General features: G+C 58.4%; 19 protein-coding genes and 2 pseudogenes. 19 read left to right on the top strand and 2 right to left on the bottom strand.

Annotated elements, in window-relative coordinates:
- The 13 genes and pseudogenes from U9R25_12810 to U9R25_12750 all read left to right on the top strand — a co-directional run bounded on the left by U9R25_12810 (position 1) and on the right by U9R25_12750 (position 9,930).
- Positions 1-528: a cupin domain-containing protein gene (locus tag U9R25_12810; protein ID MEA3336786.1), complete on the top strand. Its 528-nt coding sequence runs from the start codon at positions 1-3 to the stop codon at positions 526-528.
- 45 nt (positions 529-573) lie between these two features.
- Positions 574-822, top strand: a pseudogene (locus U9R25_12805) (response regulator).
- A 63-nt stretch (positions 823-885) separates the two neighbouring features.
- Complete coding sequence (locus tag U9R25_12800) at positions 886-1,179, top strand: winged helix-turn-helix domain-containing protein (protein ID MEA3336785.1); 294 nt, start codon at positions 886-888, stop codon at positions 1,177-1,179.
- Complete coding sequence (locus tag U9R25_12795) at positions 1,179-1,475, top strand: hypothetical protein (GenBank protein ID MEA3336784.1); 297 nt, start codon at positions 1,179-1,181, stop codon at positions 1,473-1,475. Before U9R25_12800 ends, U9R25_12795 begins: the two co-directional genes overlap by 1 nt.
- A 27-nt stretch (positions 1,476-1,502) precedes the next feature.
- Positions 1,503-2,531 carry an ATP-binding protein gene (locus U9R25_12790; protein MEA3336783.1) on the top strand — a complete coding sequence of 343 codons (1,029 nt, stop codon included), beginning with the start codon at positions 1,503-1,505 and terminating at the stop codon, positions 2,529-2,531.
- Positions 2,532-2,640: 109 nt separating this feature from the next.
- Positions 2,641-2,895 carry a hypothetical protein gene (locus tag U9R25_12785; GenBank protein ID MEA3336782.1) on the top strand — a complete coding sequence of 85 codons (255 nt, stop codon included), beginning with the start codon at positions 2,641-2,643 and terminating at the stop codon, positions 2,893-2,895.
- An 18-nt stretch (positions 2,896-2,913) separates the two neighbouring features.
- Complete coding sequence (locus tag U9R25_12780; protein MEA3336781.1) at positions 2,914-3,363, top strand: nitrilase-related carbon-nitrogen hydrolase; 450 nt, start codon at positions 2,914-2,916, stop codon at positions 3,361-3,363.
- 90 nt (positions 3,364-3,453) lie between these two features.
- On the top strand, positions 3,454-4,002 hold the full coding sequence (locus U9R25_12775; protein ID MEA3336780.1) for a DinB family protein: 549 nt from the start codon (positions 3,454-3,456) through the stop codon (positions 4,000-4,002).
- A gap of 410 nt (positions 4,003-4,412) precedes the next feature.
- Positions 4,413-5,108: a hypothetical protein gene (locus U9R25_12770; protein MEA3336779.1), complete on the top strand. Its 696-nt coding sequence runs from the start codon at positions 4,413-4,415 to the stop codon at positions 5,106-5,108.
- Positions 5,109-5,161: 53 nt separating this feature from the next.
- A pseudogene (gene nadC / locus U9R25_12765) lies at positions 5,162-5,992 on the top strand (carboxylating nicotinate-nucleotide diphosphorylase).
- A 93-nt stretch (positions 5,993-6,085) separates the two neighbouring features.
- Positions 6,086-7,126: a quinolinate synthase NadA gene (gene nadA / locus U9R25_12760; GenBank protein ID MEA3336778.1), complete on the top strand. Its 1,041-nt coding sequence runs from the start codon at positions 6,086-6,088 to the stop codon at positions 7,124-7,126.
- Between the two features lie 5 nt (positions 7,127-7,131).
- Positions 7,132-8,700, top strand: a complete 1,569-nt coding sequence (gene nadB / locus U9R25_12755) for an L-aspartate oxidase (protein MEA3336777.1) — start codon at positions 7,132-7,134, stop codon at positions 8,698-8,700.
- Between the two features lie 12 nt (positions 8,701-8,712).
- Positions 8,713-9,930: an NHL repeat-containing protein gene (locus tag U9R25_12750; protein ID MEA3336776.1), complete on the top strand. Its 1,218-nt coding sequence runs from the start codon at positions 8,713-8,715 to the stop codon at positions 9,928-9,930.
- A gap of 361 nt (positions 9,931-10,291) precedes the next feature.
- Here U9R25_12750 and U9R25_12745 read toward each other — a convergent pair whose 3' ends face one another.
- Positions 10,292-11,704, bottom strand: coding sequence for a LutB/LldF family L-lactate oxidation iron-sulfur protein (locus U9R25_12745; GenBank protein ID MEA3336775.1), 1,413 nt, complete (start codon positions 11,702-11,704; stop codon positions 10,292-10,294).
- A 9-nt stretch (positions 11,705-11,713) separates the two neighbouring features.
- Positions 11,714-12,463 carry a (Fe-S)-binding protein gene (locus U9R25_12740; GenBank protein MEA3336774.1) on the bottom strand — a complete coding sequence of 250 codons (750 nt, stop codon included), beginning with the start codon at positions 12,461-12,463 and terminating at the stop codon, positions 11,714-11,716.
- 134 nt (positions 12,464-12,597) lie between these two features.
- Here U9R25_12740 and U9R25_12735 point away from each other — a divergent pair, with 134 nt between their 5' ends.
- From U9R25_12735 to icd, 6 genes are all read left to right on the top strand, one after another.
- Complete coding sequence (locus U9R25_12735; protein ID MEA3336773.1) at positions 12,598-15,561, top strand: PA14 domain-containing protein; 2,964 nt, start codon at positions 12,598-12,600, stop codon at positions 15,559-15,561.
- Positions 15,558-19,334: a glycosyltransferase family 39 protein gene (locus U9R25_12730; protein MEA3336772.1), complete on the top strand. Its 3,777-nt coding sequence runs from the start codon at positions 15,558-15,560 to the stop codon at positions 19,332-19,334. Before U9R25_12735 ends, U9R25_12730 begins: the two co-directional genes overlap by 4 nt.
- 311 nt (positions 19,335-19,645) lie before the next feature.
- Positions 19,646-21,922, top strand: coding sequence for an aconitate hydratase (locus U9R25_12725; GenBank protein ID MEA3336771.1), 2,277 nt, complete (start codon positions 19,646-19,648; stop codon positions 21,920-21,922).
- A 558-nt stretch (positions 21,923-22,480) separates the two neighbouring features.
- A complete protein-coding gene (locus U9R25_12720; GenBank protein MEA3336770.1) occupies positions 22,481-22,870 on the top strand; it encodes a four helix bundle protein in 390 nt (129 codons plus the stop codon).
- 290 nt (positions 22,871-23,160) lie between these two features.
- A complete protein-coding gene (locus U9R25_12715; GenBank protein ID MEA3336769.1) occupies positions 23,161-23,343 on the top strand; it encodes a hypothetical protein in 183 nt (60 codons plus the stop codon).
- An 85-nt stretch (positions 23,344-23,428) separates the two neighbouring features.
- Positions 23,429-24,700, top strand: a complete 1,272-nt coding sequence (gene icd, locus U9R25_12710; protein MEA3336768.1) for an NADP-dependent isocitrate dehydrogenase — start codon at positions 23,429-23,431, stop codon at positions 24,698-24,700.
- Positions 24,701-24,807: the final 107 nt, after the last annotated feature.

The raw sequence follows: 24,807 nt of genomic DNA, 5'->3' as shown, positions 1-24,807 counted from the left end.
ATGATGCTGCCAGAGGCAAAAGCGTTAATCGAACACTACAAACTCGAACCATTGCCAGTTGAAGAAACCCTGTTTACAAGCACCTACCGCTCGGATCAAGAATCCGGTGATGGCAAGCCTTGTGGCACCGCCATGATCGCTCTCTACTGCGACGAACCTCGTAGTGTTTCACTTTTTCATAAACTACCTGTCGATGAGGTCTGGCACTTTTATGGAGGAGATCCACTTCGGCTCGTGTTGTTGTATCCAGATGGGTCAAGCAAAGATGTGATTATGGGAGATGATCCGCTAAAGGGACAATATGTACAATTTGTTGTTCCAGCGAGCGTTTGGCAAGCTGGACACATGGTGGCCGGAGGAAGATATTCGCTATTTGGGTGTACGATGGCCCCCGGATTTACCGATGATATGTTTGAGGGTGGTGTTCGTGATCAACTTATCGATGCTTATCCCGACAGAGTTAACGATATCAACATGCTAGGCTGTAGTCAGGACGAAAGAAGCATGCCCAGAGGTTTCGCTTCATGATTAAGGAGAGCGGGTTATCTTGAAGCGGGACCTCGTGAAGATTTCAGGGTTATCGTCGCCCAAGATGGGCTATCGGGTGAACAAGCTTTTCGGCAACACTCGCCGCAACTGGTTTTGCTTGATATTATGCTGCCCGGTATTGACGGGCTGGAACTGTGCCGTCGTATTCGGCGACAATCTGCCGCGCCCAATCTGATGCTCACCGCCCGCGCCGAAGATACCGACAAAGCGATTGGGCTGGGCATTGGCGCCGACGACTATCTCACTAAACCCTTCAGCCCCATTGAACTCATTGCCCGCGTTAAAGCGCTGCTGCGACGCGCCTATCAATACAACGACCCGCCACAACCGGCATTTTTGGGCGGCCCCCGTTTGCGGCTCGACCCCGCCCGCCATATTGTCACTTTGGATAAAAAGCCGATAGACCTCACTCCGATAGAGTTTGAGATCCTCCATATCTTGATGGCTAATCCCGGCTGGGCTTTTGCGTGCGGCCATCTGTTGGAAAAGGTGTGGGGATACAACGATGAAGCCGGAGAAGAAACCGTGACTGCCCACGTCAGCAATCTGCGCCGAAAACTTGAACCCGCCGGAGCGACGTTGATTCGCACCGTGCGCGGCGTAGGGTACGCTTTTCAAGAGGAAGTCTAATGGCGCGTCGCTTGTTATTCAGTTATTTGGTATTGATTGGGATAACCGTGGCGTTAATGACAATTATCATTCGCCAGGTCACGGCGCAAACGTTCTCTCGCTATCTCAGCGCTCAAGCTGCTTCTCACAGCGAAATGCTGCCGGTGATGCTAACGGGCTATTATGCCAGAAATGGCTCGTGGAAGGGCGTTCAGCCGGACATCGAAGAAGCCGGATTGATGATTGGCGCGCCAATTACACTGGGCGACGAGCGGGGACGCATTATCGCCGGCACCCAATCTGACCTGATGGGATAGAATGCGGCGAATATTCCCAATATCAATGTGACCATTCCGGTGCTTGATGGAAGCGATACAACCATCGGCACGGTTTTTGTTCAACACAATGTATCTCATCAACGCGCCGATGAGACCTTTTTGGCCGATGTGACTCGTGCATTGATTGTTGCCGGGGTGTTTGTGGCGCTGCTGGCAGCGGGATTGAGTGTGCTGTTAACCCGTTCTATCAATCGTCCCCTGGCTGAAATGGAGCAAGCCGCCATCCAATTTGCGCAGGGCGATTACACCGCGCGGGTATCGCCGCGCGGGCAAGATGAAGTGGCTACTTTGGGACGAACCTTTAACCAGATGGCAGAAAGCGTGGGCAGTGTAGAGCAGTTGCGGAGGGAACTGGTGGCCAACGTCTCGCACGATCTCCGCACCCCGCTGACTGTCATTCGCGGCTATCTGGAAGGATTGCGCTTCGGCCAGATCGCTGACCGGCGCTCGGCGGAAATGGCCTTCGATGCGATGCATGTCGAAGTAGCTCGCTTGCTGCGTCTGGTGGGCGACTTGCGCCAGGCGGCGGCTCTGGATAGGGGCGTGTTGCCGCTCGATCGGCGCGCCGTGGCGCCCCTTGATTTGGTTGCAGAAACTGTTGAGCGGGCAATGCCATTGGCGGCGGCACAGGAGGTGCAGCTGCGTTATGAAGTTCCGGCTGATCTGCCGTTGCTCAACATCGATGTGGAGCGGATGGGGCAAGCGCTCTTTAACCTGCTGGAAAATGCGGTGCGGCATACCCCCGCCAACGGCGAGATTTTATTGACTGCCCAATGTCAGGATGAACAATTGCGTCTCATCATCCGGGACACTGGCGCAGGCATCTCCGCCGAGGATTTGCCCCACATTTTTGAACGTTTCTATCGCGCCGACCGCGCCCGCAATCCCGCAGAGGGTCGCGCCGGATTGGGGCTGTCCATTGTAGAAGCAATTGTAGAGGCGCACGGCGGTACGGTCAATGTTGAAAGTGAAGGTATGCCGGGGAAGGGGAGTGTTTTTACCGTGAACCTGCCCTTGACTGCTTCCCCAAAATAAACATCGCCTCAAGGTGTATTCCTCATTTCTTTAGAAAGTCTTTAGCTTTCCTTTAGCAAACCCCAAGCAAACGCTGGTACACTTCCGAAAAATCAGGAGTTGTTACCAGTTGAACCCAACGTATCTGTTCACCGAACTCTTACACCGGCCAGGGCGAACTTTGGCGGCGGTTTTCAGCGTGGCTCTGGGCGTGGCGCTGTTTGTCAGTTTGCAAGCGTACGCTACCGGTTATCGCCAGGCGGCGCGCGCGCCGATGGCTCAAATTGGGGCCGATATTGCCGCGCAACGGCAGGGGGACGTGCCGGAAGTTTTTGCCGGCCCGGTCTTTCCTCACTCCACCGCCCCCATTCACCCGGCGGTATAAATCAAAAGGGAGATTAAGATGAGTAGTGAGAAAAACTTTACAGTTGCCGTGGCCCAGGTAACGCCAATATTCCTGGATCGGCAGGCGACGTTGGAAAAAGCTTGCGACATTATAGCCGAGGCCGGACAAAATGGGGCAAAGCTGGTCGTGTTTCCGGAAGCATTCATTCCGGCCTATCCGGACTGGGTCTGGCTTGTTCCGGAGGATATTCCGGATCGATTCGAGTTCAAGAAGCTCTATCCGGAAGATGCCGGATGGATTAATTCGGGACGCAGTTGTGTAATTGACCCGCAAGGGAATATAATAGCGGGGCCTGTAGAAAACAGGGAAGAAATCATCTATGCGGACATCGACCTTGATTTGATCACTGCCTCGAAACGGATGTTTGACGTTGCTGGACATTACGCTCGGCCTGATGTTTTTGAGTTTGCCGTGAATCGGCATCTCGCCGAACTGAAGGAGGTGTAGTACCGCAAATAGCCGTTGTGAAATCGCTCGATTTTGTTCTAACGATCGTTCAACAATACATCTAACACAATAATAGTAAAGGAGTCAGTTATGAGTATTCAAACCAATGACTATGGAAAACAGATTGAACAGGGAGCCAGGATAATGGATGCGGTCAAGAGTAAACGAGCCAATGCCCTGGCCGACCGGATTGAGCAAGGGACCGGTGCTTTGGCCGCCTTTGCCGAGGGTCTTTCTGACGTTGAATGGCAGGTGATCGTACCGGGTGAGGAACGCTCGATTGGTGTTTTGGTTCACCACATTGCCAGCATGTACCCCGTCGAGATTGACCTGGCCCGGCAATTGGCTGTGGGAAAGCCGATTACCGGCGTAACCTGGGATGCAGTTGACCAGATGAATGCGGAGCATGCCCGGGAACATACAGAAGTGGAAAAACAAGAAACAATCGCCTTGTTGTGGAAAAACAGCAGGGCGGCGGCCGAGAGAGTCCGGGCGTTCACTGACGAGGAACTGGACCAGGCCGCAACAGTATCGCTCAACGCCGACGCCCCGCTAACTGCCCAGTTTTTTATCGAGGATCATGCTTTGCGCCATAGCTTCCATCACCTGGCTGAAATGCGAGCCACTCTCAATCGCTAACATTTTAATTGGGTGTGCTTTAGGTTAGTTGAGAAGCGCCGAAGGCCGGGGGGCGTGGGGGGTGATGTATTGCCTGGATGGAAGTGAGAGAAAACGGGCTGAAAAACAAGTGGCAGTCGGGCGCTTCTCAGACAAGGTGAGAAGGGATATAATCCATGATCGAGGAGTGCACAGTGCGGTGGCAGGCACCGGTACCCCCGGCGGGCTTCCCTGTCGGGGAGGGCGACGCCACTGGACTGTGGAGGAGAGGTTGGCTGCAAGGCCAGCCCGCTGCTTCAGCGCTGTCGAGAGGACCTCGATCCTGGAGAGGGTGCAGCAGGCCAAGCGCCGACAGAGCAGCCTATCGACGAAATCCTGTCTCAATAGGAACTGCCCTGACGGCAGCAATTCATGAAGGAGGCGAAGCTCAGATGGCACGGAGAAAGCAAACGCGCGGGAAGTGCGTCTTCTGTGGGCGCGAAATGACGCGAGGCGGTCTGACAAGGCATCTACGCGCCTGCTCGGAGCGCCAAAAAGCCATTGAAAAGGCCAATCAACAGGCTGGCAAAGAGCAACGGTTGTATCATTTGCAGGTGCAGGACGCCTGGCGAGGGAACTTCTGGTTGCACCTGGAGATGAACGGTTCGGCGGCGCTGGAGGATTTGGATCGCTACCTGCGAGCCATCTGGCTGGAATGCTGTGGGCATTTGAGCCAGTTTTCCGTTGGTGGTTGGCGAGGCGAGGAGATGGCCAAGGGCAGGCAGGTGGAGCGGGTCTTTGAGCCTGGCGTGGAGTTGACGCACATCTATGACTTTGGGACCTCATCGGAGACGCTGGTCAAAGGGGTGGAGGTACGGGAAGGCAAGCCGTTGACGGTGCATCCGATCATGTTGATGGCGCGGAATGATCCACCGGAGGCAGAATGCATCGAGTGTGGGCAAGCGGCGTCATGGTTGTGCATAGAGTGCCTGTACGAATCGGGCGTGTGGGGGACGTTGTGTGATGAGCATGTAGATGAGCATGTAAAGGAGCACCCACACGAGGAGTATGGGGAACCAGTGCCGTTGGCGAACTCACCGAGGATGGGGATGTGTGGTTATCTCGGGCCAGCAGAGCCACCATACTGAGTTGGGCGAAGGGAGAAGATGATTGGAGTCTACAGTGGACTGGAAAGAGGAATATGAAAGGTAATAACGGCCAGGTTTCGGCAGAGGCAAAACAGGCGATCGAGTACGCGCTCGATGAGGATATGGGCGACGGCGACGTTACGACCTTGAGCACTATCCCGGAGGATCTGGTCCTGTCCGGGGAGTTGCTTGCCAAGCAGGCAGGAATCGTCGCCGGCCTGGATGTGGTGGAGGAGGTCTTCCGCCAGCTCGATCCGCGGGTGACGGTGACGCGGCATATGCAGGATGGCGACCGGGTGGCCGACCGGCAGGTGATCGCGTCCATCGTAGGTCCCGGGCGCGCCATATTGGCCGGCGAGCGGCTTGCTTTGAACTATCTGCAACGCATGTCGGGCATTGCGACGATGACCCGCCGTTTTGTGGACGCCGTCGAAGGCAGCCATGCAATCATTCTGGATACGCGCAAGACAGCGCCAGGGCTACGAGTTTTCGATAAGTGGGCGGTTCGCCTGGGCGGTGGTGAGAATCATCGTTTCGGTCTCTACGACATGGCGATGATCAAGGACAACCACATCGCCGCGGTCGGGAGTGTGGCCGAAGCAGTGCGGCGCGTCCGGGAAACCGACGATCGCGGGCGGGCGATCGAGGTCGAGGTCACGACCCTGGAGCAGTTGCAGCAGGTCCTGGATCTGGACGTCGATCGCATTCTGGTCGATAACATGAGCCTGGCACAGATGCGGCAGGCAGTAGCCATGGCCGGTGGCCGGGTGCCGTTGGAAGCATCGGGAAACGTCAACCTGGACACGGTGGCGGCGATCGCCCGGACCGGTGTTGACTATATTTCCTCGGGAGCCCTCACCCATTCGGTGAAGGCACTCGACATAAGCCTGGAGATCGAGGAAACGATTAAGGTGAGTGATTCTCAAAAAGGGAGCGGATCTATGTCATCGACACTTACTGCTCGTGATCGCACAGATATGAGCGTTGAGGAAATCTACGAGGAATTACAGGAGCGGATCGGGGAATACACACCCGATTTCGAATTGCAGGTCGCGGCGGAACTGGCCTTTGAGATCAATCAACTCAAGGTTGAGCGCAATGCAGTGATCCTGGGGCACAACTACATGGAACCTGCCCTGTTCCACTCGGTTCCCGATTTCGTGGGCGACTCGCTGGATCTAAGTCGCAAGGCTGCCATGACCGATAAGGATGTGATCCTCTTCTGCGGCGTCAAGTTCATGGCTGAGACGGCCAAGATTCTCAACCCGACACGCACGGTGTTGATTCCTTCCCTGAAGGCTGGCTGTTCTCTGGCCGAAGGCATCACGGCCGAGGATGTTCGTGCTCTCAAGGCCCGCTTTCCGGGTGTGCCTGTGGTGACCTACGTCAACACCTATGCTGACGTCAAGGCGGAGTGCGATATCTGCTGCACCTCCAGCAACGCGGCTGCCGTGGTGGACTCCCTGGGCGGCGACATGGTCATTTTCCTGCCCGACGAGTACCTGGCCCGCAACGTGGCCCGGGACACGGGCAAGCAGATCGTCTTCCCGAAAAAACTGCCCAGCGGCATGATGGCCCTGGATACTGAGCTTGACTATCAAATGATCGGCTGGACAGCTCGCTGCGAGGTACACGAGCAGTTCACCGTGGCGGATGTCGAGATGGTACGCTCGCAGTTCCCCGATGTGGTTGTGCTGGCCCATCCGGAATGTTCTCCTGAGGTGGTCGAGGCATCCGATTTCAGCGGCAGCACCAACGCCTTGATCCGTTACGTGGAGCAGGTGGATGCTTCACGCTACCTGTTGCTGACAGAGTGTTCCATGGGGGACAATATCGCTGCTGCCAATCCGGCCAAGGAGATGGTTCGGCTCTGCAGTGTGCGTTGCCCTCACATGAACCAGATTACCCTGGAGATGACCCGGGACGCGCTGAAGTACATGCAGTATGAGACTATCGTGCCGGAGGAGATTCGGGCCAGGGCCTTCACCGCGGTTGACCGCATGCTGGCCATCGGATAGGGCTCATGACTGACCTGATCGAAGCTGAAGTTCTCATCATTGGAAGTGGCATTGCCGGCGCGACGGCTGCCCTGGAACTGGCCGACAAAGGTGTGTCGGTCACGATGGCGACCCGGGCAAAAAAGCCAGAGGAGAGCAACACCTATTATGCCCAGGGAGGAATCGTCTACCGGGGCGTCGACGATTCCCCTGAACTGCTGGCCGAGGATATCATTCGGGCAGGCGCCGGCCACAGTAACCCGCCGGCGGTCGAGATGCTCTCCAGGCAGGGACCAGCGCTGCTGGAACGGGTCCTGCTTGACCGTGTCCAGGTCGAGTTTGATCGAACGGATGAGGGTGAACTCTCCCTGGTGCGGGAAGGTGGTCACTCGGTGGCCCGTATCCTGCATGTGGCCGATTATTCCGGAAAAGCGATCGAAGGGGCCTTGATCCAGGCGCTGGAGATGCACCCGAATGTGAGCATTCTGAGCGGCCATACGGCCGTCGATCTGTTGACTCCTTCGCACCATTCACGCAACCGGCTGTCGGTCTACGATCGGCGTCGTTGCATCGGCGCTTACCTGTTCGATCAGGAGCAGCAGCGGGTGAAACGTTGCCTGGCTCGCTGCACAATCCTGGCAACCGGCGGTCTTGGGCAGATCTATCTGCGCACCAGCAACCCGGCTGGCGCACGGGGCGATGGTTTGGCCATGGCCTATCGGGCGGGAGCGCGGGTGATCAACAATGAGTTTGTCCAGTTCCACCCCACTACCTTCCATCACGAGTCCGCGCCAAACTTCCTGATCTCCGAGGCTGTCCGCGGCTCCGGCGCGCGGCTGGTGACGGCCGATGGGCAGCCCTTTATGCAGCGTTATGCGCCGGAGTGGAAGGACTTGGCCCCGCGCGATGTGGTTGCCCGAAGCATTCGGGAGGAAATGATTGAGCGGGACGTCACCCATGTCTATCTGGACCTGCGTTCTTACGTGTCTCAGGAAGAGATCCTGGGACATTTCCCGACGATCTACGAGAGTTGCCAGGCCTATGGTGTCGACATAACAAAAGACCTTGTACCGATCGTGCCGGCCGCTCACTATTTCTGTGGCGGTGTTTGGGTCGACGAGTGGGGACGTTCGACCATCGAGAAGCTGTTTGCGGTGGGCGAGGTGAGCTGCACCGGTGTGCACGGCGCCAACCGGCTTGCCAGTACGTCGTTGCTGGAAGGGGTGGTCTGGGGCTACCGCGTTGCCGGATTCGTGGCTGAGAACCTATCGGCGGAACTGGGCTCAGATCCCGATGAAATCCCCGAGTGGCGCGACGAGGGTTTGGTGACGCCAGACCCCGTGCTGATCAACCAGGATATGAGCGTGATCAAACATATCATGTGGAACTATGTAGGGTTGGCCCGCACCACGGCCAGGCTCAGCCGGGCCATTCGGGAGCTACGCCATCTGGAGACGGAGATCGAGCGTTTTTATCACCGCACGAAGCTCTGCGATGGATTGATTGGGTTGCGCAACGCGGTGCGCTCGGCCAATATCGTGACGCTGGCAGCCTGGGCCAACCGGGAGAGCATGGGGACGCATTACCGGGAGTAGGGTTGGACTGCGATGCTGAAACGCAGGGTCCTGGGGCTATTGATCCTATTGGGGATAGTAGCCGCCTGCCAGGGCCCACCTTTGATCATTGAAAACAGCGGACGCGATTCTCCGGGGGAGAGGACGATCTGCCTGGTTGCCACACCGTTCACCAACGCGTCCTTGGTTCAGGGCGCGGTATTTCGCGAACAGGGTTCGGTGATTGTCACCACACTGGCAGGCCGTGGCAAGACCGGCCCGTTGGGAGGCGGTTACCGGGATGGGGCCGTTGATGCGGCCATGTTCCACGAGCCAGCCGGGATAGCCGTCTGGCCCGGTGGCACGGTCGTGGTCAGCGATTGGGTAAACCATCGCATCCGCCTGATCTCACCGGATGCCGGGGTGACCACCCTGGCCGGCGGCGGCGATCCAGGCCCGTGGGGAAACTACCGGGACGGGGCAGGCATCGAAGCTCGCTTCAACGGCCCCGAGGGGCTGGCCGTGGATGATGCTGGCAACATCTACGTGGCCGACAGCCGCAATCACCGGATCCGTAAGGTTACACCGGCAGGCCAGGTGACGACGGTGGCGGGAAATGGCGATCCTGGTTTCCTGGGCGGCTACGCGGATGGCAAGGTGGAAACGGCGTTCTTCCGCTGGCCCATGGATGTGATCCTCGACGGTGAGGGCAATCTCCTGGTGGCCGACTTCAACAATCACGCTATCCGTGTTGTGGCACCGACAGGTGGTGTGCTAACACGAGCTGGATCGGGCCAGCCAGGCGATTCGGATGGACAGGGCGCGGGGGCGGGGTTCAGCACGCCCAACCGCCTGGATCTGGCGCCGGATGGGCGCATCATCGTGTCCGAGGGGGCTGGATTCTACGGTGGCGGCGGGCACCGCATTCGCCAGATCAGCATGGATGGCACGGTCAGCACCCTGGCGGGCACTGGGGAGCGAGGTTATCGCGACGGGCCGGCCCATCGGGCGTTGTTCAACATACCCAACGGCGTCGCCGTCACGGCCGATGGCGTCATCTATGTTGCCGACTCCGGCAATCATGTCATTCGCCGCATCGGCACCGGTGGCATGGTGACCACGCTGGCCGGCAGTGGAGAGTCCGGGTTCAACGATGGCCCGGGGCACCAGGCCAGTTTCTGGTATCCCAGCGATCTTGAATTCTTGCCGGATGGGCGGTTATTGGTGGCCGACAGGCTTAACCACCGGGTGCGAGTCGTGACGATGGAGTAAGTGACGTCCCAGATTCGATTTCCCTGGGCGGCCTCGCCGCCGCGCTGCTCATTGTCGGCCCTGCCGGCCTCTGCCCTGCCGTGCGTGCGGCGCGCCTGTCGCCGACGGAGGCGTCGCGAACGAGTTGATGTGTGGTAAGATTCGCTTTGACCGGCCGGTTTGAACATGCCATAATTCTGACTATGTTACACCGCCATCTCACTCACCAACAGTTCACGCTTGCGGCAATTGACGATGTGATCGCGCGCGGGAAGCGCCGGGACTGGGTGGAATTGCGCCGGGTTGCGCTTGACGACCAGGCGGTTCCGGGCGGTTCTTTCTTCCCTCGGCCGGGTGGTTTCGGGTTGCGTCCCAGTTTTGCTTAGCGCTCCTCCTCCAACTCACCGCTGGCCCATCGTTGGCGGAAGGAGCGGGGGGCCAGGGCGGGGAGACGGCGCTGCTGGGCCGGGTTCAATTTCCTGGGCACGGCGGAGTGGCCATCTTTGAAAAGGGGGCGTCCCAGGAATCGGGCGGCGTTTGCGCCCCGATCGTATAGCCTGGGATGGGTGAAGGCCCAGGCGAGTCCCCGTTCCGCCGCGCGCTCGTACCAGGGGATGATCCGTCTGTCCACTTCGTCGGCCCGCAGCTGCAGCAACATGCGGGGCAGATCAATCCGTGCCGGGCAGACCTCCAGGCAGGCGACGCAGAGGGAACTGGCGTGGGGCAGCGCTTCGTAGGCTTCAAGGCCAAAGAGCAGGGGTGCGATGACGGCACCAATGGGGCCGCTGTAGGGGTTGCCGTAGGCATGGCCGCCTACTTCCCGGTAGACGGGGCAGATATTGAGGCAGGCGCCACAGCGTATGCATTGAAGGGCCTCCTCGTAGGGCGTTCCCAGCTGGTGACTCCGCCTGTTGTCCAGCAAAACAATGTGAACCTCCTGCGGTCCATCGGGATCTCCAGGACGAGCCGGGCCGGTCACCGCGGTGGTGTAGGCGGTCAAATGCTGTCCTGTCGAACTGCGACCCAACAGCGACAGCCAGACGGCCGCATCGTCCCAGGTAGGGGCTATCTTTTCGATGCCGACCACCGCGACATGTACTTTGGGCAAGCTGGTCACCATACGACCATTGCCCTCGTTGGTGACCAGAACAACACTGCCGGTCTCGGCCACCGCGATGTTTCCCCCGCTGATCCCCATGTCTGAGGCCAAAAACTTCTGCCTCAGGATCGCCCGGGCCTCCGAGGTCAACAGTGGGATATCGTCAGGAGGCAAGTCTTTGCCCGCCTCCTTGCTGAACAGTTCAGCAACCTGGGCCCTGGTCATGTGGAAGGCAGGCGCTACGATATGGGAAGGGGGCTCATCAGCTAACTGGACGATCCATTCTCCCAGGTCTGTTTCGACAGGCTGGATGCCGGCTGCCTGGAGAGCCGGATTGAGGCGGATCTCCTCTGTGGCCATGGATTTGCTCTTGGTCGCCATGGTAACGCCCTGCTGCCGGGCAATGTCGATGACAATCTGGCAAGCTGTCTCAGCATTTCCCGCCCAGTGCACGTGGGCTCCGGCCGCCAAAGCATTGCGTTCGAAGGTCTCAAGGTGGTGGGCCAGCCGCGCCAGCGTTGCCGATCGAACTTCCTTGAAATGATCCCGTAAGGCCTCTACATCGGGCAGATCGGCCAATGATTCGGCACGCGCTTGCCGCAGGTGTCCGGTAGCGCCCTCAAGAGCACCCTGTAGACGGGCGTCTGCGATGGAGGTCTTGGCTCGTTGTCTGAATTCGTTTATGTGGGCGGTCATGTTATTATGTCAGGATGTCTCCGTGTCGCCGGCTACCACACTTTCATCCAGCAGGGTAGCCAGGTGTTGAATGCGGATTTTGCCGTCGGTCAGCCCGCGCATTTGCATCAGACAGCCGGGATCAGAGGTCACCAGAAGGGGGGCACTGGTAGCTTCAGCCTGGTGGAGTTTATCTTCTGTCATAGCGTTGGATATTTCTGGCATGTGAACGCTGAAGATTCCACCGAAACCACAGCAGCGATCGGACTCACTCATTTCATCGATGGTGTAGCCTGCCGCTGTCAGCAAGGCCCTGGGTTCCTGTCGAATATGAAGCATACGGTTCATGTGACAGGAATCGTGGTAGGTTACCGGTACCCCCTGGCGATCCTTTGGCTCTGGTTGCCAGCCGGCAACGTGAATCAGAAACTCGCTCAACTCGTAGGTTTTGGCCGCCAATGCACGCGCCCGGCGCAGCAATTCGGGATCATCCTGGAAGAGCTGAGGGTATTCGGCCCGAACAAAGGCGGCACAGGAGCCACTGGGCGCAACCACCAGTTCGTAGGGTTCAAAGATGGCGATCATCCGCTGGGCCAGCCTGCGAGCTTCGTCCTGAAAGCCACTGTTGAAAAAGGGTTGGCCGCAGCAGGTCTGTGCTTCAGGGAATACTACCTCATAGCCGGCCTGGCGAATCAGATTCACGGCTGAAACACCCACTTCGGGCAGGATCTGATCGACAAGGCAGGTTACAAACAGGGCAACACGTTTTGAATCGGTCAAAGTGTCTTCTCCGCTGGAATGTGGGACCAAATAGGGTATAATTATCACCCACCTGTTAAGGGTTTGTCAATTCGAGTTGCACGAATCGGTGTGGCATTTGTCGCACTCGGTAGGTCAAGGGTAAAATAGCGCTCATGAGCGAGCCGACGCGGTCTTCTTCGAAAGGCCTACCCCAGCCACTTACAGCGGCCATTGCCCTTCTGGCCGCGTTCATCCTGGCCATACGAGGCGCTAACCTGCTCTATCCGCCCGGCCACAATAGCAGCGGTTGGCTATGGTTTCTGCTTGCGGCCATTACAGCGGCCTTTGCCTTCGCTGGATTCCAGCGGCGTGAGGGGGAAGTGCTTCCCGCGGCCCGTCCGGCCTGCTTTCAACCAGCGCGGCGTGTTGGCTGGGCTCTGGTTCTGGTCGGCGCCGGGATAGTTATGGCGCTGGCAACGATGATCGGTCTGTCCACAACCGGCAATCACCAGCTTTTCCGGTGGACGTGGCTGCTGGCCCTGGCGCTGTTGCTGGGTGGCAGCTTTCTGTTTGGCGCGCTCGGATCTGGCACGCTGGCGCCATGGCGCGCGAAGGCGCCGGCAGACCGAAAGATCAACTGGCTGGAAGTGGGTGGGTTGCTGTTGCTGGTGGCTCTTGCCCTCATCCTGCGGATCTACCGGCTCAACGATATGCCGCCCGGTATCTTCATCGATGAAACCAATGCTGCGCTGGACGCGCTTCAGATCATGGAGGGCCGGCAGGATAGTCCCTTTGGTACCGGCTGGTTCGAAACCCCGACCATGTATGCCTACTACCTGGTTGCCCTGTTCAGGGTTCTGGGAACCAGTCTGGTCGCGCTCAAGGCAGCGTCGGTCATCCCGTCGGTTCTTAGCGTGGCAGCCCTATATCCCCTGGCGCGGCTCATGTTCGGTATCCCTGCTGCTTTTGCGGCAACCTTCCTGCTGGCAACCAACCGCTGGCATATGACTATGAGCCGCTGGGGGTGGAACGAGGTCGCGCCGTTACTGTTTATGATCGCTGCGCTCTTTTTTCTCTTGAGAGCGGTTCGCGATCGACGAGCCAGCGATTACGCGCTGGCGGGTCTCATCCTGGGACTGGGGCACTATACCTACCTGGCATCCCGCCTGGTGGTCTTGGTCCTGGTCCTGTATCTGATCTACCGCGCGTTGTTTGAGCGGGATTTCCTGCGGCGCAATTGGCGAGGTCTGGCCCTGTCTGCGATTCTATATCTGGTTGCCTTTGGTCCCTTGCTCATGACCTATGTCCAGGACCCGTTTACCTTCAATAACCGCAGCCAGCAGGTGAGCATCCTGCACGACATGACGACGTTTTTCCAGGAGCAGGGCGGCCCGACGCCGGGCGCTGCAGCAACCGTGTTAAGTGTCTTTGGCTTTCCCAGGGAGATCAGCCTGCAACCGCTGCAGGAAAGTCTCTTCCGTCACCTGGAAATGTTCCACGTTTCAGGTGATCTCAATCCCCGCCACAATCTGCCGGGCGAGCCTATGTTGGATCCAGTTACGGGGGCATTGATGATCCTTGGATTGGGTTTCGCTGCCTATCAGGTTTTTCGACCCTGCCCTGTCAGTGACGCTGAAAAGCGGACTGCAGTGCCGGGAATCAGCGGTGGTCACCGCTACACCCTGCTGATTCTATGGCTCTTCGTTCCCCTGCTCGGTGGCATCCTGACCCGTCTGGACGAAGCCCCTCAGGCCTATCGAACGCTTCCGGTTGTTGGCGCGGTCGTGCTCCTGGCAGCGGTGGCCGCAGTTCGCAGCGTCGATGTTTTTGGCTGGGGTCTGCGGAGCATGGTGGGCTCCTCCTGGTCTCGCTGGGCCCGCGCAGTGCCTGCTGTGTTGATGGGCGCGCTGCTGCTCTGGGCAGGAGTCGTAAACGCCCGTTTGTTTTTCAGCGTGCAAGCCAGCGACGGCAGGGTGTGGCAGGCCTTTTCTCCGGTCGAAACCGCCGTGGCGGCCGAAGTTGCCGGCAAGATGGATGACCATAGCCTGTACCTGTCTCCACGGCTGTATAACTTCTCGCCACTGCAGTTTCTTAGCTACCGGTCCCCGGACCGGGGTGGCGGCGGCTTGCGGGAACCGGCCTACCAACTTGCTGAGCCAGCCATCGATCTGCCGCTGAGCGATCCCTTCGGGCAAGATGCGCTCTTCCTGCTCGATACCTATTATCGGGATGTGCCCGAGTTGTTTCGAGCCACCTATCCTGGCGCCCGATTCGAACTGGTCGAGGGGCCGGGCGGGCAGCCCCTGTATCTGAGCGTTACCGTGCCCGGCGACGAGATTTTGGCCCTGCAAGGCCTGCAGGCGGCGTATACGCTGGACAGCGATCAATCGCCCGTGACGGGACCCTACCAGGGCGCTCCGCAGTTTCGCTGGCCGGCTGATCTGGCCGGGCAGGCGACGGCTTCTGCCACAGCTTCCTGGTCCGGTTCGTTGAAGATTCCCGATTATGGGGGATATGCTTTCCAGATCAGCGGTCCGGGCCTGCTGTTTCTCGATGGCCAGCTCTGGTCCGAACCTCGTTTCCTGGGCAAGGGGCTGCACAGTATAGAGATCCGGCAGATTGAACCTGGCAGCGACATCGATATTCTCCTTAGCTGGACGGCGCCAAAACAGGGGTCGGGACCGGTACCACCCAATCTCTTTTTCCGGGCTGTGCCCCCTGAGCAGGGCTTGCAGTCGAGCACCTATCGCGGCGAGTTGTGGGAGGGAGAGCCTGTCTTCAGCCGGGTTGATCCAGTCCTGTTGTTTGCCTGGCCGGAGGATGAACCATGGAACGCGCCATTTTCCGTGCGTTGGCAGGGCACACTCATAGCAACGCAGGAGGGAAGCTATCGCCTGCAACTGCGCGCAGATGACGGCGTGCGTCTCTGGCTGGACGAAAAAATCGTGGCTGAGGGAGTGACACCCGACACCGTCAACATGATCGACGTGGCTGTGCCCTTGACGGCTGGCCCCCATGCAATTCGCATCGACTACTTCCAGCGGGGGGGAGGCAAGGCATTGGAGTTCTGGTGGCAACCTCCCGGTGAAGCGCTCAAACCGGTGCCGCCCGGGGCCATGGTACCCGCACAACAATGAACCGTTTACTGGGGCTTTTCCTGGCATTGGGTCTCGGTCTGTGGGCCCAATTTACCCTCACCGGGGATAATCCTGGCATCCCGCGGGACGCGCTGATTCTCTTCATCGGGGCGCTCGTGTTATTCGTCTGGAACGCCCAGGCTCCCAGACCTTTTCGCACGAGCCTGACCTGGCGCCGGCTTCCCTGGCGTCGCCAGGGTTGGCTCCTCAGCCTGGTTGGGCTTGGGCTTGGGATTATTTCGCTGTTATTGCTCTGGCTCGACCTGGGAAGCAGGGCCGGTCTGCTTCTGTGGCCGGTGGCGACGATACTATTTGTTGCCGGGACTTTTTTTGAAGAAGCAGAAGATCGAGAGCAAGGGGGCGGCAACCAGGAGGAAGAAGACGGAGAAAGTGAGCAGGAAACTGGGTTCGGGGCCTGGATAGGCCGGCACTGGGAAGCGATTCTGCTGATACTGATCCTGATGCTCGCCGCTGCCGTGCGCCTCTACCAGCTTGACCTCCACCCCAGTGGTTGCCAGTCCGATGAATGCAACAATGGACTGGATGCATTACGTTGGATGAGCGGCTCCCCGTACCTTCCCTATGCCGAAACCAATGAGGGGCAGGCTACTTTTTTCACCTATCTGATCGCTCTGAGCTTCCAGGTCTTTGGCGTCGGCATGACTCAGATGCGTTTTGTGTCTGCGGCGGTGGGTGTCCTGACGGTTTTGGCCCTCTACTTTTTGGCAAGGGATCTTTATGGGCCAAAGGCGGCCCTGGTCGCTGCCGCCTTGCTGGCAACCAGCCGCTGGCACGTTACCTTCAGCCGTATCGTCTACGAGTTGATCATGCAGCCCCTGTTCATGATACTGATCGTCTTTTTCATGTTACGCGGGTTGCGCAGTGGCCGCCGTCGCGATTGGGCGCTGGCAGGCGTCAGCCTGGCCGCCGGCATGAACACCTATACGGCCTTCCGGGTTGTTCCCATCCTTTTGGCGCTGTTCTTCCTGTATTGGCTGGTGCGAAGCTGGATTCGCGAGCGCCAACGGGTCGCTGCCGATGTCCAGGGGATAGCAATCATGGGTGGCGGCGCGGTTCTTGCCGGGCTGCCGTTGATGGTTTACATCCTGCAGAATTGGCAGGTCTTCGTCGGGCGCATTCAGCACGTCAGCATCATGTCTGAGGTGGGACAACGGGGCAGTTTTCAGCCGGTTTTCGAGAATCTGCGCAAGACGCTAACCATGTTCAACTGGCAGGGTGATCCAGCGCCGCTCAATAACCTGCCTGGCGCTGCCATGTTGGGCGCTCTGGTGGCTGTCTTGTTCGTGCTGGGGCTTGGCTACAGTCTCTGGTATGCATTGCGGGGCCGGCCAGTGTCCGTGCTTTTCATGCTCTGGTTCATTGCCATTGCCAGCCTGGGCGTGTTGTCTGTATCTCACGAAGCGCCCACGGCCCGTCGCACCATCGGACTGATTCCTCTGGTCTTCCTTCAGGTTGCCCTGGTCACGGATCAGTTTTTTATCAGTTGGCAGCAAACGTGGAAAGGGCTGGGAGAACGAGTACTTATGGGAGCTACAGCCATGGTGGTGGTCCTGGTCTCGATTCTCAACATCGGCAGTTTCTTCAGCGCGCAGGCATTGAATCCTGACGTGCTTGCCGCGTACAGTCCCAACGAATCGGCAATCGGCCGGTATCTGACGACCTTGTCGCCCGATACTACAGTCTTGATTACGCCACAGTACGAGCATCACTCCGCCGTCAGGTTCATCGGGCGGGATCATCCCTACCGGGGACTGGATGCGACTGTCGACGTGCCCTTCCTGAAGGATTCTGGCGGGGATCTGGTCTACATCCTCGACCCAATCGACGAACCAACTCTGGAGTTGCTGAAACAGATCTATCCCGGTGGCCGGCCAGAGCATCATGCGGGCCCAAACGGCTATTCCCTTTTTCTAAGCTTCAGAGTACCCAGGGCTGATCTGGTGGCTGCCAGGGGGATAATGGCCAGCTATTACCCAGGTTATCCACCGAGCCAGGCCCCGATTGTACGCCAGACCATGCCGACCCTGGACGTCGACATGGGCGATGCCCTGGTCGAGCCCCCCTATTTCACTGTTTTGAGCGGCACCTTGCTGGTGCCTGAGTACGGCGAATACACTTTTGACCTGCTGTCTGAGGGCGATTCCGCCAGTCTTCAGATTGGAAATTCCTCCCGCCTTGAGATGCCCGAAGGTGGAAGCGGCAGTCTTTCGGTGACCTTGCCGGCCGGATTCCATCCCATTCGGCTGGAAGTGGCTTCCGGGGAGCAGCCTGGAAGACTGGCGTTGACATGGACAGGTCCGGGATTTGAAGCTATGGTCCTGTCGGACCGGCAGCTATTTACCTTTGAATTGGGGGGCAATGGCCTGATCGGCTACTACTATGCGAACGCCGATTGGCAGGGCCAACCTGTTCTGGTGCGCAACGATCGACTGGTGCTGGCCAACAATGCCTTGCCTGAGCCCTTCAGCATCGCGTGGCATGGCAAGATCGCCATTCCCGAGACCGGCACCTATGTCTTCGGCACCCGGTCGGACGACGGCTCCTTCGTCTTCATCGATGGACAGCTGGTGGTGGACAATGGCGGCATTCATGGGGCCGAGGGACGACAGGGTAGCATCCACCTGGATAAAGGGTTTCATGATCTGGAGGTACGCTACAACGATGTTGGAGGGAGCCGGGAAATGCAGTTCTGGTGGCAGCCACCGGGGCAGGGGCAGGCCATGGTAACTCCCGAATACCTGATACCGCTGGAGGCGGAGGCTATTCCCGAGGGTCTGGTCATGCCGCCCTTGCCAGCGGTGGAACGATCTGGTGGTGGGCTGGAACCGGACGCCGGCGCTGTGACGGAGATTGCACCGTCGCGACCTGATACTGGAGTCGTGGCTGGACCGGTGGCCAATGATTTGCCGCAGCTTGAGGCAAAGGTTCGGTGGCGTATCGGCTCCTGTGGCAGCGGTGAAAACCAGTTTTCATCGCCACGGGGTGTGGCGGTCGACCTGAGCAACGGCAGCGTTTATGTTGCCGACACCGGGAATTTTCGCATAGTCGTGCTTGGTGAGCAAGGTGTGATTGAGAAGGTCTGGGGCGGGCAGGGCGAAGGGGTCGATCAGTTTCAGGAACCGGTCGATCTGGTTGTTGAGCCGGCGGGCAGCATCCTTGTCCTCGATGCGGTTGGGCAGCGGCTTCTGCGCTTTGATCCCGGAGGGGAATTTGTTGAAACGTTTGGTGCCGAGCAGGCATTCTACCGGCCCAGGGGAGTTGGCATCGATCTGGCGGGCCAACTGGAGGTTGCTGACACGGGCGGCTTGCGTATTGTTGGCCTGGATGCTTCCGGAGAGAGGCTGAATCAAGTTGGTGGACCGGAAAGTGAGATCGCCAGCCGGCAACCTACGGACGCCGTTGCTTCGTCCGGGGGTGATCTCTATTTTGTCGAAGCGGAGAATGGTTTGATTACCCAGGTGACCGCCGGAGGCATGGTTCAGAAGTGGGGTGGACCGGTCCCGTCCAGCACGATTGAGGGACCGCACCTGGCTCTGCGGCCGGCCGGCGGCCTTTATTGCACCGACCCGGAAGGCCGGCGGATCCTGCTTTTCAACCCGGATGGCACGCCGTCAGGGCAGTTCGGCGCTGGCGATGGGTTGATCAAACCGGTAGGAATCGCGGCAGTGCCGGTCGCTGAAGGGGGCAGCGATCTGGTGGTCGTGGCAGACAGCCAGGGCTGCCAGGTTGTGGTGTTCGAAGTAAGTCCGTAGCCCGGAATCTTTGACAGTCAACCAGTGGGGCTGTATAATCTGAGGCCAGCCAAACGAGCCCTCCCTGTGGTTCTCCTTAGAAATACAACTGCAGAATCTGAATGAACCGCAGGCCTGTGCTGAGCGTAGCCGAAGGGTGGTCGTTGATCGATCCAAAAAAAGATCAGCGGCAATCTGCGCCGGAGGTCTGCGTGATCAGCGTTCCTCTGCCCTGTCTCGAGGAAAGGGCGGAAATAAACCGCAGACTCGAGCTGAGCAAGGCCGAAGTACCTGTGCTGGTTCATCCGGGTTGAGATGTCAGGAGACGTATTATGACGATGGATTTTGATATGATGGCGGGCGTATACAGTGGCCTTCGAGAGCGACAGGAGAAGGGACGCACGTTAATGGGGCGTCCGTTAACCCTGACGGAAAAAATCCTGTTGGCCCATGTGGATTCGTGGCCGACGGAAGCGCCAGAGCGTCGCGAAAGCTACGTGAACTTCAACCCTGATCGTGTGGCCATGCAGGATGCCACCGCGCAGATGGCCATTCTGCAGTTCATGCTTGCCCAGCGGCCCGATACAGCGGTACCAACGACGGTCCACGCGGACCATCTGATTCGGGCCCAGTATGGCGCCGAAACCGATCTGGAGATCGCCAACCGGGAAAACTCCGAGGTCTACGATTTTCTGCTGAGCGCTTCGAAGAAATATGGCATGGGATTCTGGCAACCTGGGGCCGGGATCATTCACCAGGTCGTTCTTGAGAACTACGCCTTCCCCGGCGGCATGATGATTGGCGCCGACAGCCACACGCCCAACGCGGGTGGGTTGGGAATGATTGCTATTGGCGTGGGCGGTGCGGATGGGGTGGATGTCATGGTGGGTGTGCCATGGGAATTGCGTTGGCCGGGAATTATCGGCGTGAGGTTGACAGGCGAGCTGAACGGCTGGACCGCACCCAAGGATGTGATTCTGAAGGTCGCGGGGATTCTGAGTGTCAAAGGGGGGACCGGACATATCGTCGAGTACTTCGGTCCCGGCAGCGAGTCCATCAGCGCTACCGGCAAGGCGACCATCACCAATATGGGCGCCGAGCTGGGTGCCACCACCTCCATTTTCCCCTTCGACGGTCGCATGGCCGCCTATCTTCGGGCCACCGGTCGGGATGATGTAGCCGCCCTTGCGGAGCAAGTTGCCGATTGCCTGCGGCCCGACGCTGAGGTGTTGGCGAGCCCTGAAAGCTACTACGATCGGGTCATCGAGATCAACCTGAGCGAGCTGGAGCCGCACGTGGTGGGCCCCTATTCGCCTGACCTGGACCGGCCCATTTCGGCGCTGGCCGCGGAGGTCAAGGCGAAGGGATATCCCGTCGAATTGACGGCGGCCCTGGTAGGAAGCTGCACCAATTCATCGTACGAGGATCTGAGCCGGGCAGCCGACGTGGCTCGCCAGGCCGCTGTCAAGGGGCTTGGTGCCAGGGTTCAGTTTCTGATCAATCCGGGTTCCGAGCAGATTCGGGCCACTGTCGAACGGGATGGCCAACTGGGCGCGCTGGAGGCGATTGGCGCGACGATCCTTGCTAACGCCTGCGGTGCCTGCATCGGCCAGTGGCGGCGAACCGACGTGGATGTGGACCACGGTGAGGAAAATTCGATCATCAACTCATTCAACCGAAACTTCTCCGGGCGAAACGATGGGAACCCTGCTACCCATAGCTTCATAGCCTCGGCGGAAATCGTGACGGCATTGGCGCTGGCCGGCACGCTGGCATTCAACCCGCTGACTGATTCGCTGCTCAACGAGGCTGGCGAGGCAGTGCGGCTCGATCCGCCCAGCGGCGATGAATTACCGAAGAACGGTTTTGTCGAGGGCGAAGAGGGTTTCGTGGCGCCGCTGGCTGCCGAAGAACGTGAAGGTCTGGAGGTGGTCATCGATCCGCTCAGCGAGCGCCTGGAGTTGCTGGAGCCCTTCCCTGCCTGGAGCGGGCAGGATTTCGTGGATTTGCCTGTGCTTCTGAAATCTCAGGGCAAGACCACGACCGACCATATTTCGCCGGCTGGTCCCTGGTTGCGCTATCGCGGCCATCTGGACAACATCAGCAACAACATGTTTATCGGTGTGGTCAGCGCTTATGATCACCCGGCCGGCAAGGGAAAAAACGTTCTTTCCGGTGAGCAGGATGTTGATTACAACCAAATCGCCCGCGATTACAAGTCCCGCGGATTGGGCTGGGTAGCTGTTGGCGATGATAACTATGGCGAGGGCAGCAGCCGCGAGCACGCGGCCATGGAGCCCCGCCATTTGGGTGGCCTTGCTGTGATTGCCCGGTCCTTTGCCCGCATTGCGGAGACCAATCTCAAGAAGCAAGGCGTGCTGCCGCTGACTTTCGACGATCCTGGCGACTACGACAGGATCGTCGAAGAGGACCGCATCAGTATTCTGGGTCTGGCCGACCTGGAGCCGGGCAGTAAACTGCGCCTGGTGATCAGCCATCCCGACGGCAGCATCGATGAGGGCACCCTTTCCCATACCCTGTCGCCTAACCAGATAGAGTGGTTCAAGGCCGGCTCGGCGCTGAACCTGATCCGCCAGATGCGCGGGTAGCGCGTATTGCCGAATACTGATTAGCAGGCCGGTAACCGGTAATCGGTAATCCGTAATCGGTATTCCGATGGGTGTTGACGCGAGACGGGAATCGGATCACCGAATACCGAATACTGATTACCAGGTCCGTAATCCGTGATCGGTAAACGGTAACCCGATGGGTGTTGACGCGAGACGGGAATCGGATCACCGGATACCGAATACTGATTACCAGGTCCGTAATCCGTAATCCGTAATCGGTATTCCGATGGGTGTTGACGCGAGATGGAAATCGGATCACCGAATACCGAATACTGATTACCAGGTCCGTAATCCGTGATCGGTAAACGGTAACCCGATGGGTGTTGACGCGAGACCAGGATCCGAATACCGAATACTGATTACCAGGTCCGTAATCCGTAATCCGTGATCGGTATTCCGATGGGTGTTGACGCGAGATGGAAATCGGATCACCGAATACCGAATACTGATTACCAGGTCCGTACTCCGTGATCCGATTGGTCGTGACGGGAAGCCTGAATCCGTAATCGGACACCAAAAAAAAAGGGGGGGGGAAGAATGAGTGAATTACCCTATGCAAAGGGTTTCCGTGATCTTCTGGCGTATCAACTGGCCAGGCAGTTGTCCAGGGAAATCTTTGAGGTCTCCAAACGGTTTCCTCGTGAGGAGATATATGCCTTAACCGACCAGATTCGGCGTTCGTCGCGATCGATTGGGGCACAGATCGCCGAAGCCTGGGGAAAGCGACGTTACAAACGGAGTTTTATCAGCAAGCTCATCGACGCCGACGCTGAGCAACAGGAGACGCAACACTGGCTGACAGTAGCCGGTGACTGTGGATACCTGACCGATGATGAACTTAAGGAACTGACTGATCGGTGCCAACGAATCGGCCGACTTTTGGCCGGCATGATTGAGAAGGCTGATCGATTCTGTGTCAGCCAGTGATCAGTAAACGGTAACCCGATGGGTGTTGACGCGAGACGGGAATCGGATCACCGGATACCGAATCTCGATTTTCGTGAGGCCCTGTGAAAATAAGTTCCACTCCGAGAGGCAGTCCAGGGGCTGTGCTTCAAACAGGACTCTGTATGCCGGAAGAGATTATACCTGCCTGGCCCAAATGGTGAAGTTGATTGGCCTCCTGTTGACGGCCGGTGCAGTGCCAACCGAGATTTGACAGGGGGGTGGGGCGACACATACAATGTCTTGGTCCGGTGTTCGATAAGGAGCCCAAGATGCAAATTTTCCTTCCGCTTTTGCTGATTCTGGGGGTGATTGGAGTCGGGCTGGTCCTGGCGAGCCTCAATGATCGATTTGCCAAACTCGAGAAGGAGATCGAAGCGCTGCACACTGAGTTGCTCTTCCTGCGCGGTGAGTTGGATCTCTTGCAGCGTCGAAGCGAGTCAGACGAAACATAGGGACATGAATGGCGGCGATCATGTTCCAGGTCAAGTGGGAGCTTGTAGTGCCGCCATTCAGCCCTTACTTATGAGGAGATAACCAATGGCATTTGAAAAGATCATCGTTCCCCAGGAGGGGGAAAAAATCACATTGCAGGATGGCCAACTGCATGTACCCGACAATCCGATTATCGCTTTCATCGAGGGTGATGGCACCGGACCTGACATCTGGGCTGCCAGCCAGCCGGTGTTCGATGCCGCTGTAGAAGAGGCCTATGGTGGCAGCCGCAAGATTGCCTGGATGGAGGTTTATGCGGGCGATAAGGCCAACGATGTCTATGGGGAGACGATCTGGTTGCCCCAGGAAACTGTGGACGCCATCGACGAGTACATCGTCGCAATCAAGGGCCCGTTGACCACACCGGTGGGCGGCGGCATTCGCAGCATCAACGTGGCCTTGCGCCAGCTGCTGGATCTGTATGCTTGCGTGCGACCGGTTCAATACTTCAACGGTGTGCCCAGCCCGGTCAAGCGGCCTGAGCTGATCGACATGATCATTTACCGTGAGAATACGGAAGACATCTACGCCGGCATCGAATTCGAGGAAGGCACCGACGAGATGGAACGCTTCAAGGCATTGTTCGAGGAGGCCTTCCCGGAGAGCTATGCCAAGATACGGTTTCCCGACAGCGCGGGGATTGGCATCAAACCGATCAGCCAGGAGGGAACCGCCCGGCTGGTTCGGGCCGCCATCAACTACGCCCTGGAGAACGGAAAAAAGAGCGTGACCCTGGTTCACAAGGGCAATATCATGAAGTTCACCGAGGGCGCCTTCCGCAATTGGGGTTACCAGGTGGCCGCCGATGAATTCGGCGCGGAGCTGTGGGATGGTGGTCCGTGGCACCTGCTCAAGACCGACGACGGCCGCGAGATCGTCATCAAGGACGTGATTGCCGATGCCTTCCTGCAGCAGATACTGACCCGCCCGGCCGAGTATGAGGTGATTGCCACCATGAACCTGAATGGTGACTTCATCAGCGACGCGCTGGCAGCCCAGGTTGGCGGTATTGGCATTGCTCCTGGCGCCAACATCAACTACGAGACGGGACGTTCTATCTTCGAAGCTACCCATGGCACCGCGCCCAAGTACGCGGGCCAGGACAAGGTCAACCCCTCATCGGTGATTCTGAGCGGCGAGATGATGCTGCGCCATATGGGCTGGACCGAGGCCGCCGATCTGATCATCAACGCGGTGGAAAAGACCATTGGAGAGAAGGTGGTGACCTACGACTTTGCGCGGCTGATGGAAGATGCTACCAAGGTGAAGTGCAGCGAATTTGGCCAGGCATTGATCGATAATATGGTGGGCGAGTAGGCAAGGAAACAAGGAAACAAGTAGACAGGGAAACAGGGAAACAGGGAAACAAGTAGACAGGGAAACAAGTAGACAGGGAAACAAGTAGACAGGGAAACAGGGAAACA

Source organism: Chloroflexota bacterium, from assembly GCA_034717495.1.
Taxonomy (GTDB): Bacteria; Chloroflexota; Anaerolineae; order JAAEKA01; family JAAEKA01; genus JAYELL01.
This window is presented reverse-complemented; position numbering and strand designations above follow the sequence as displayed.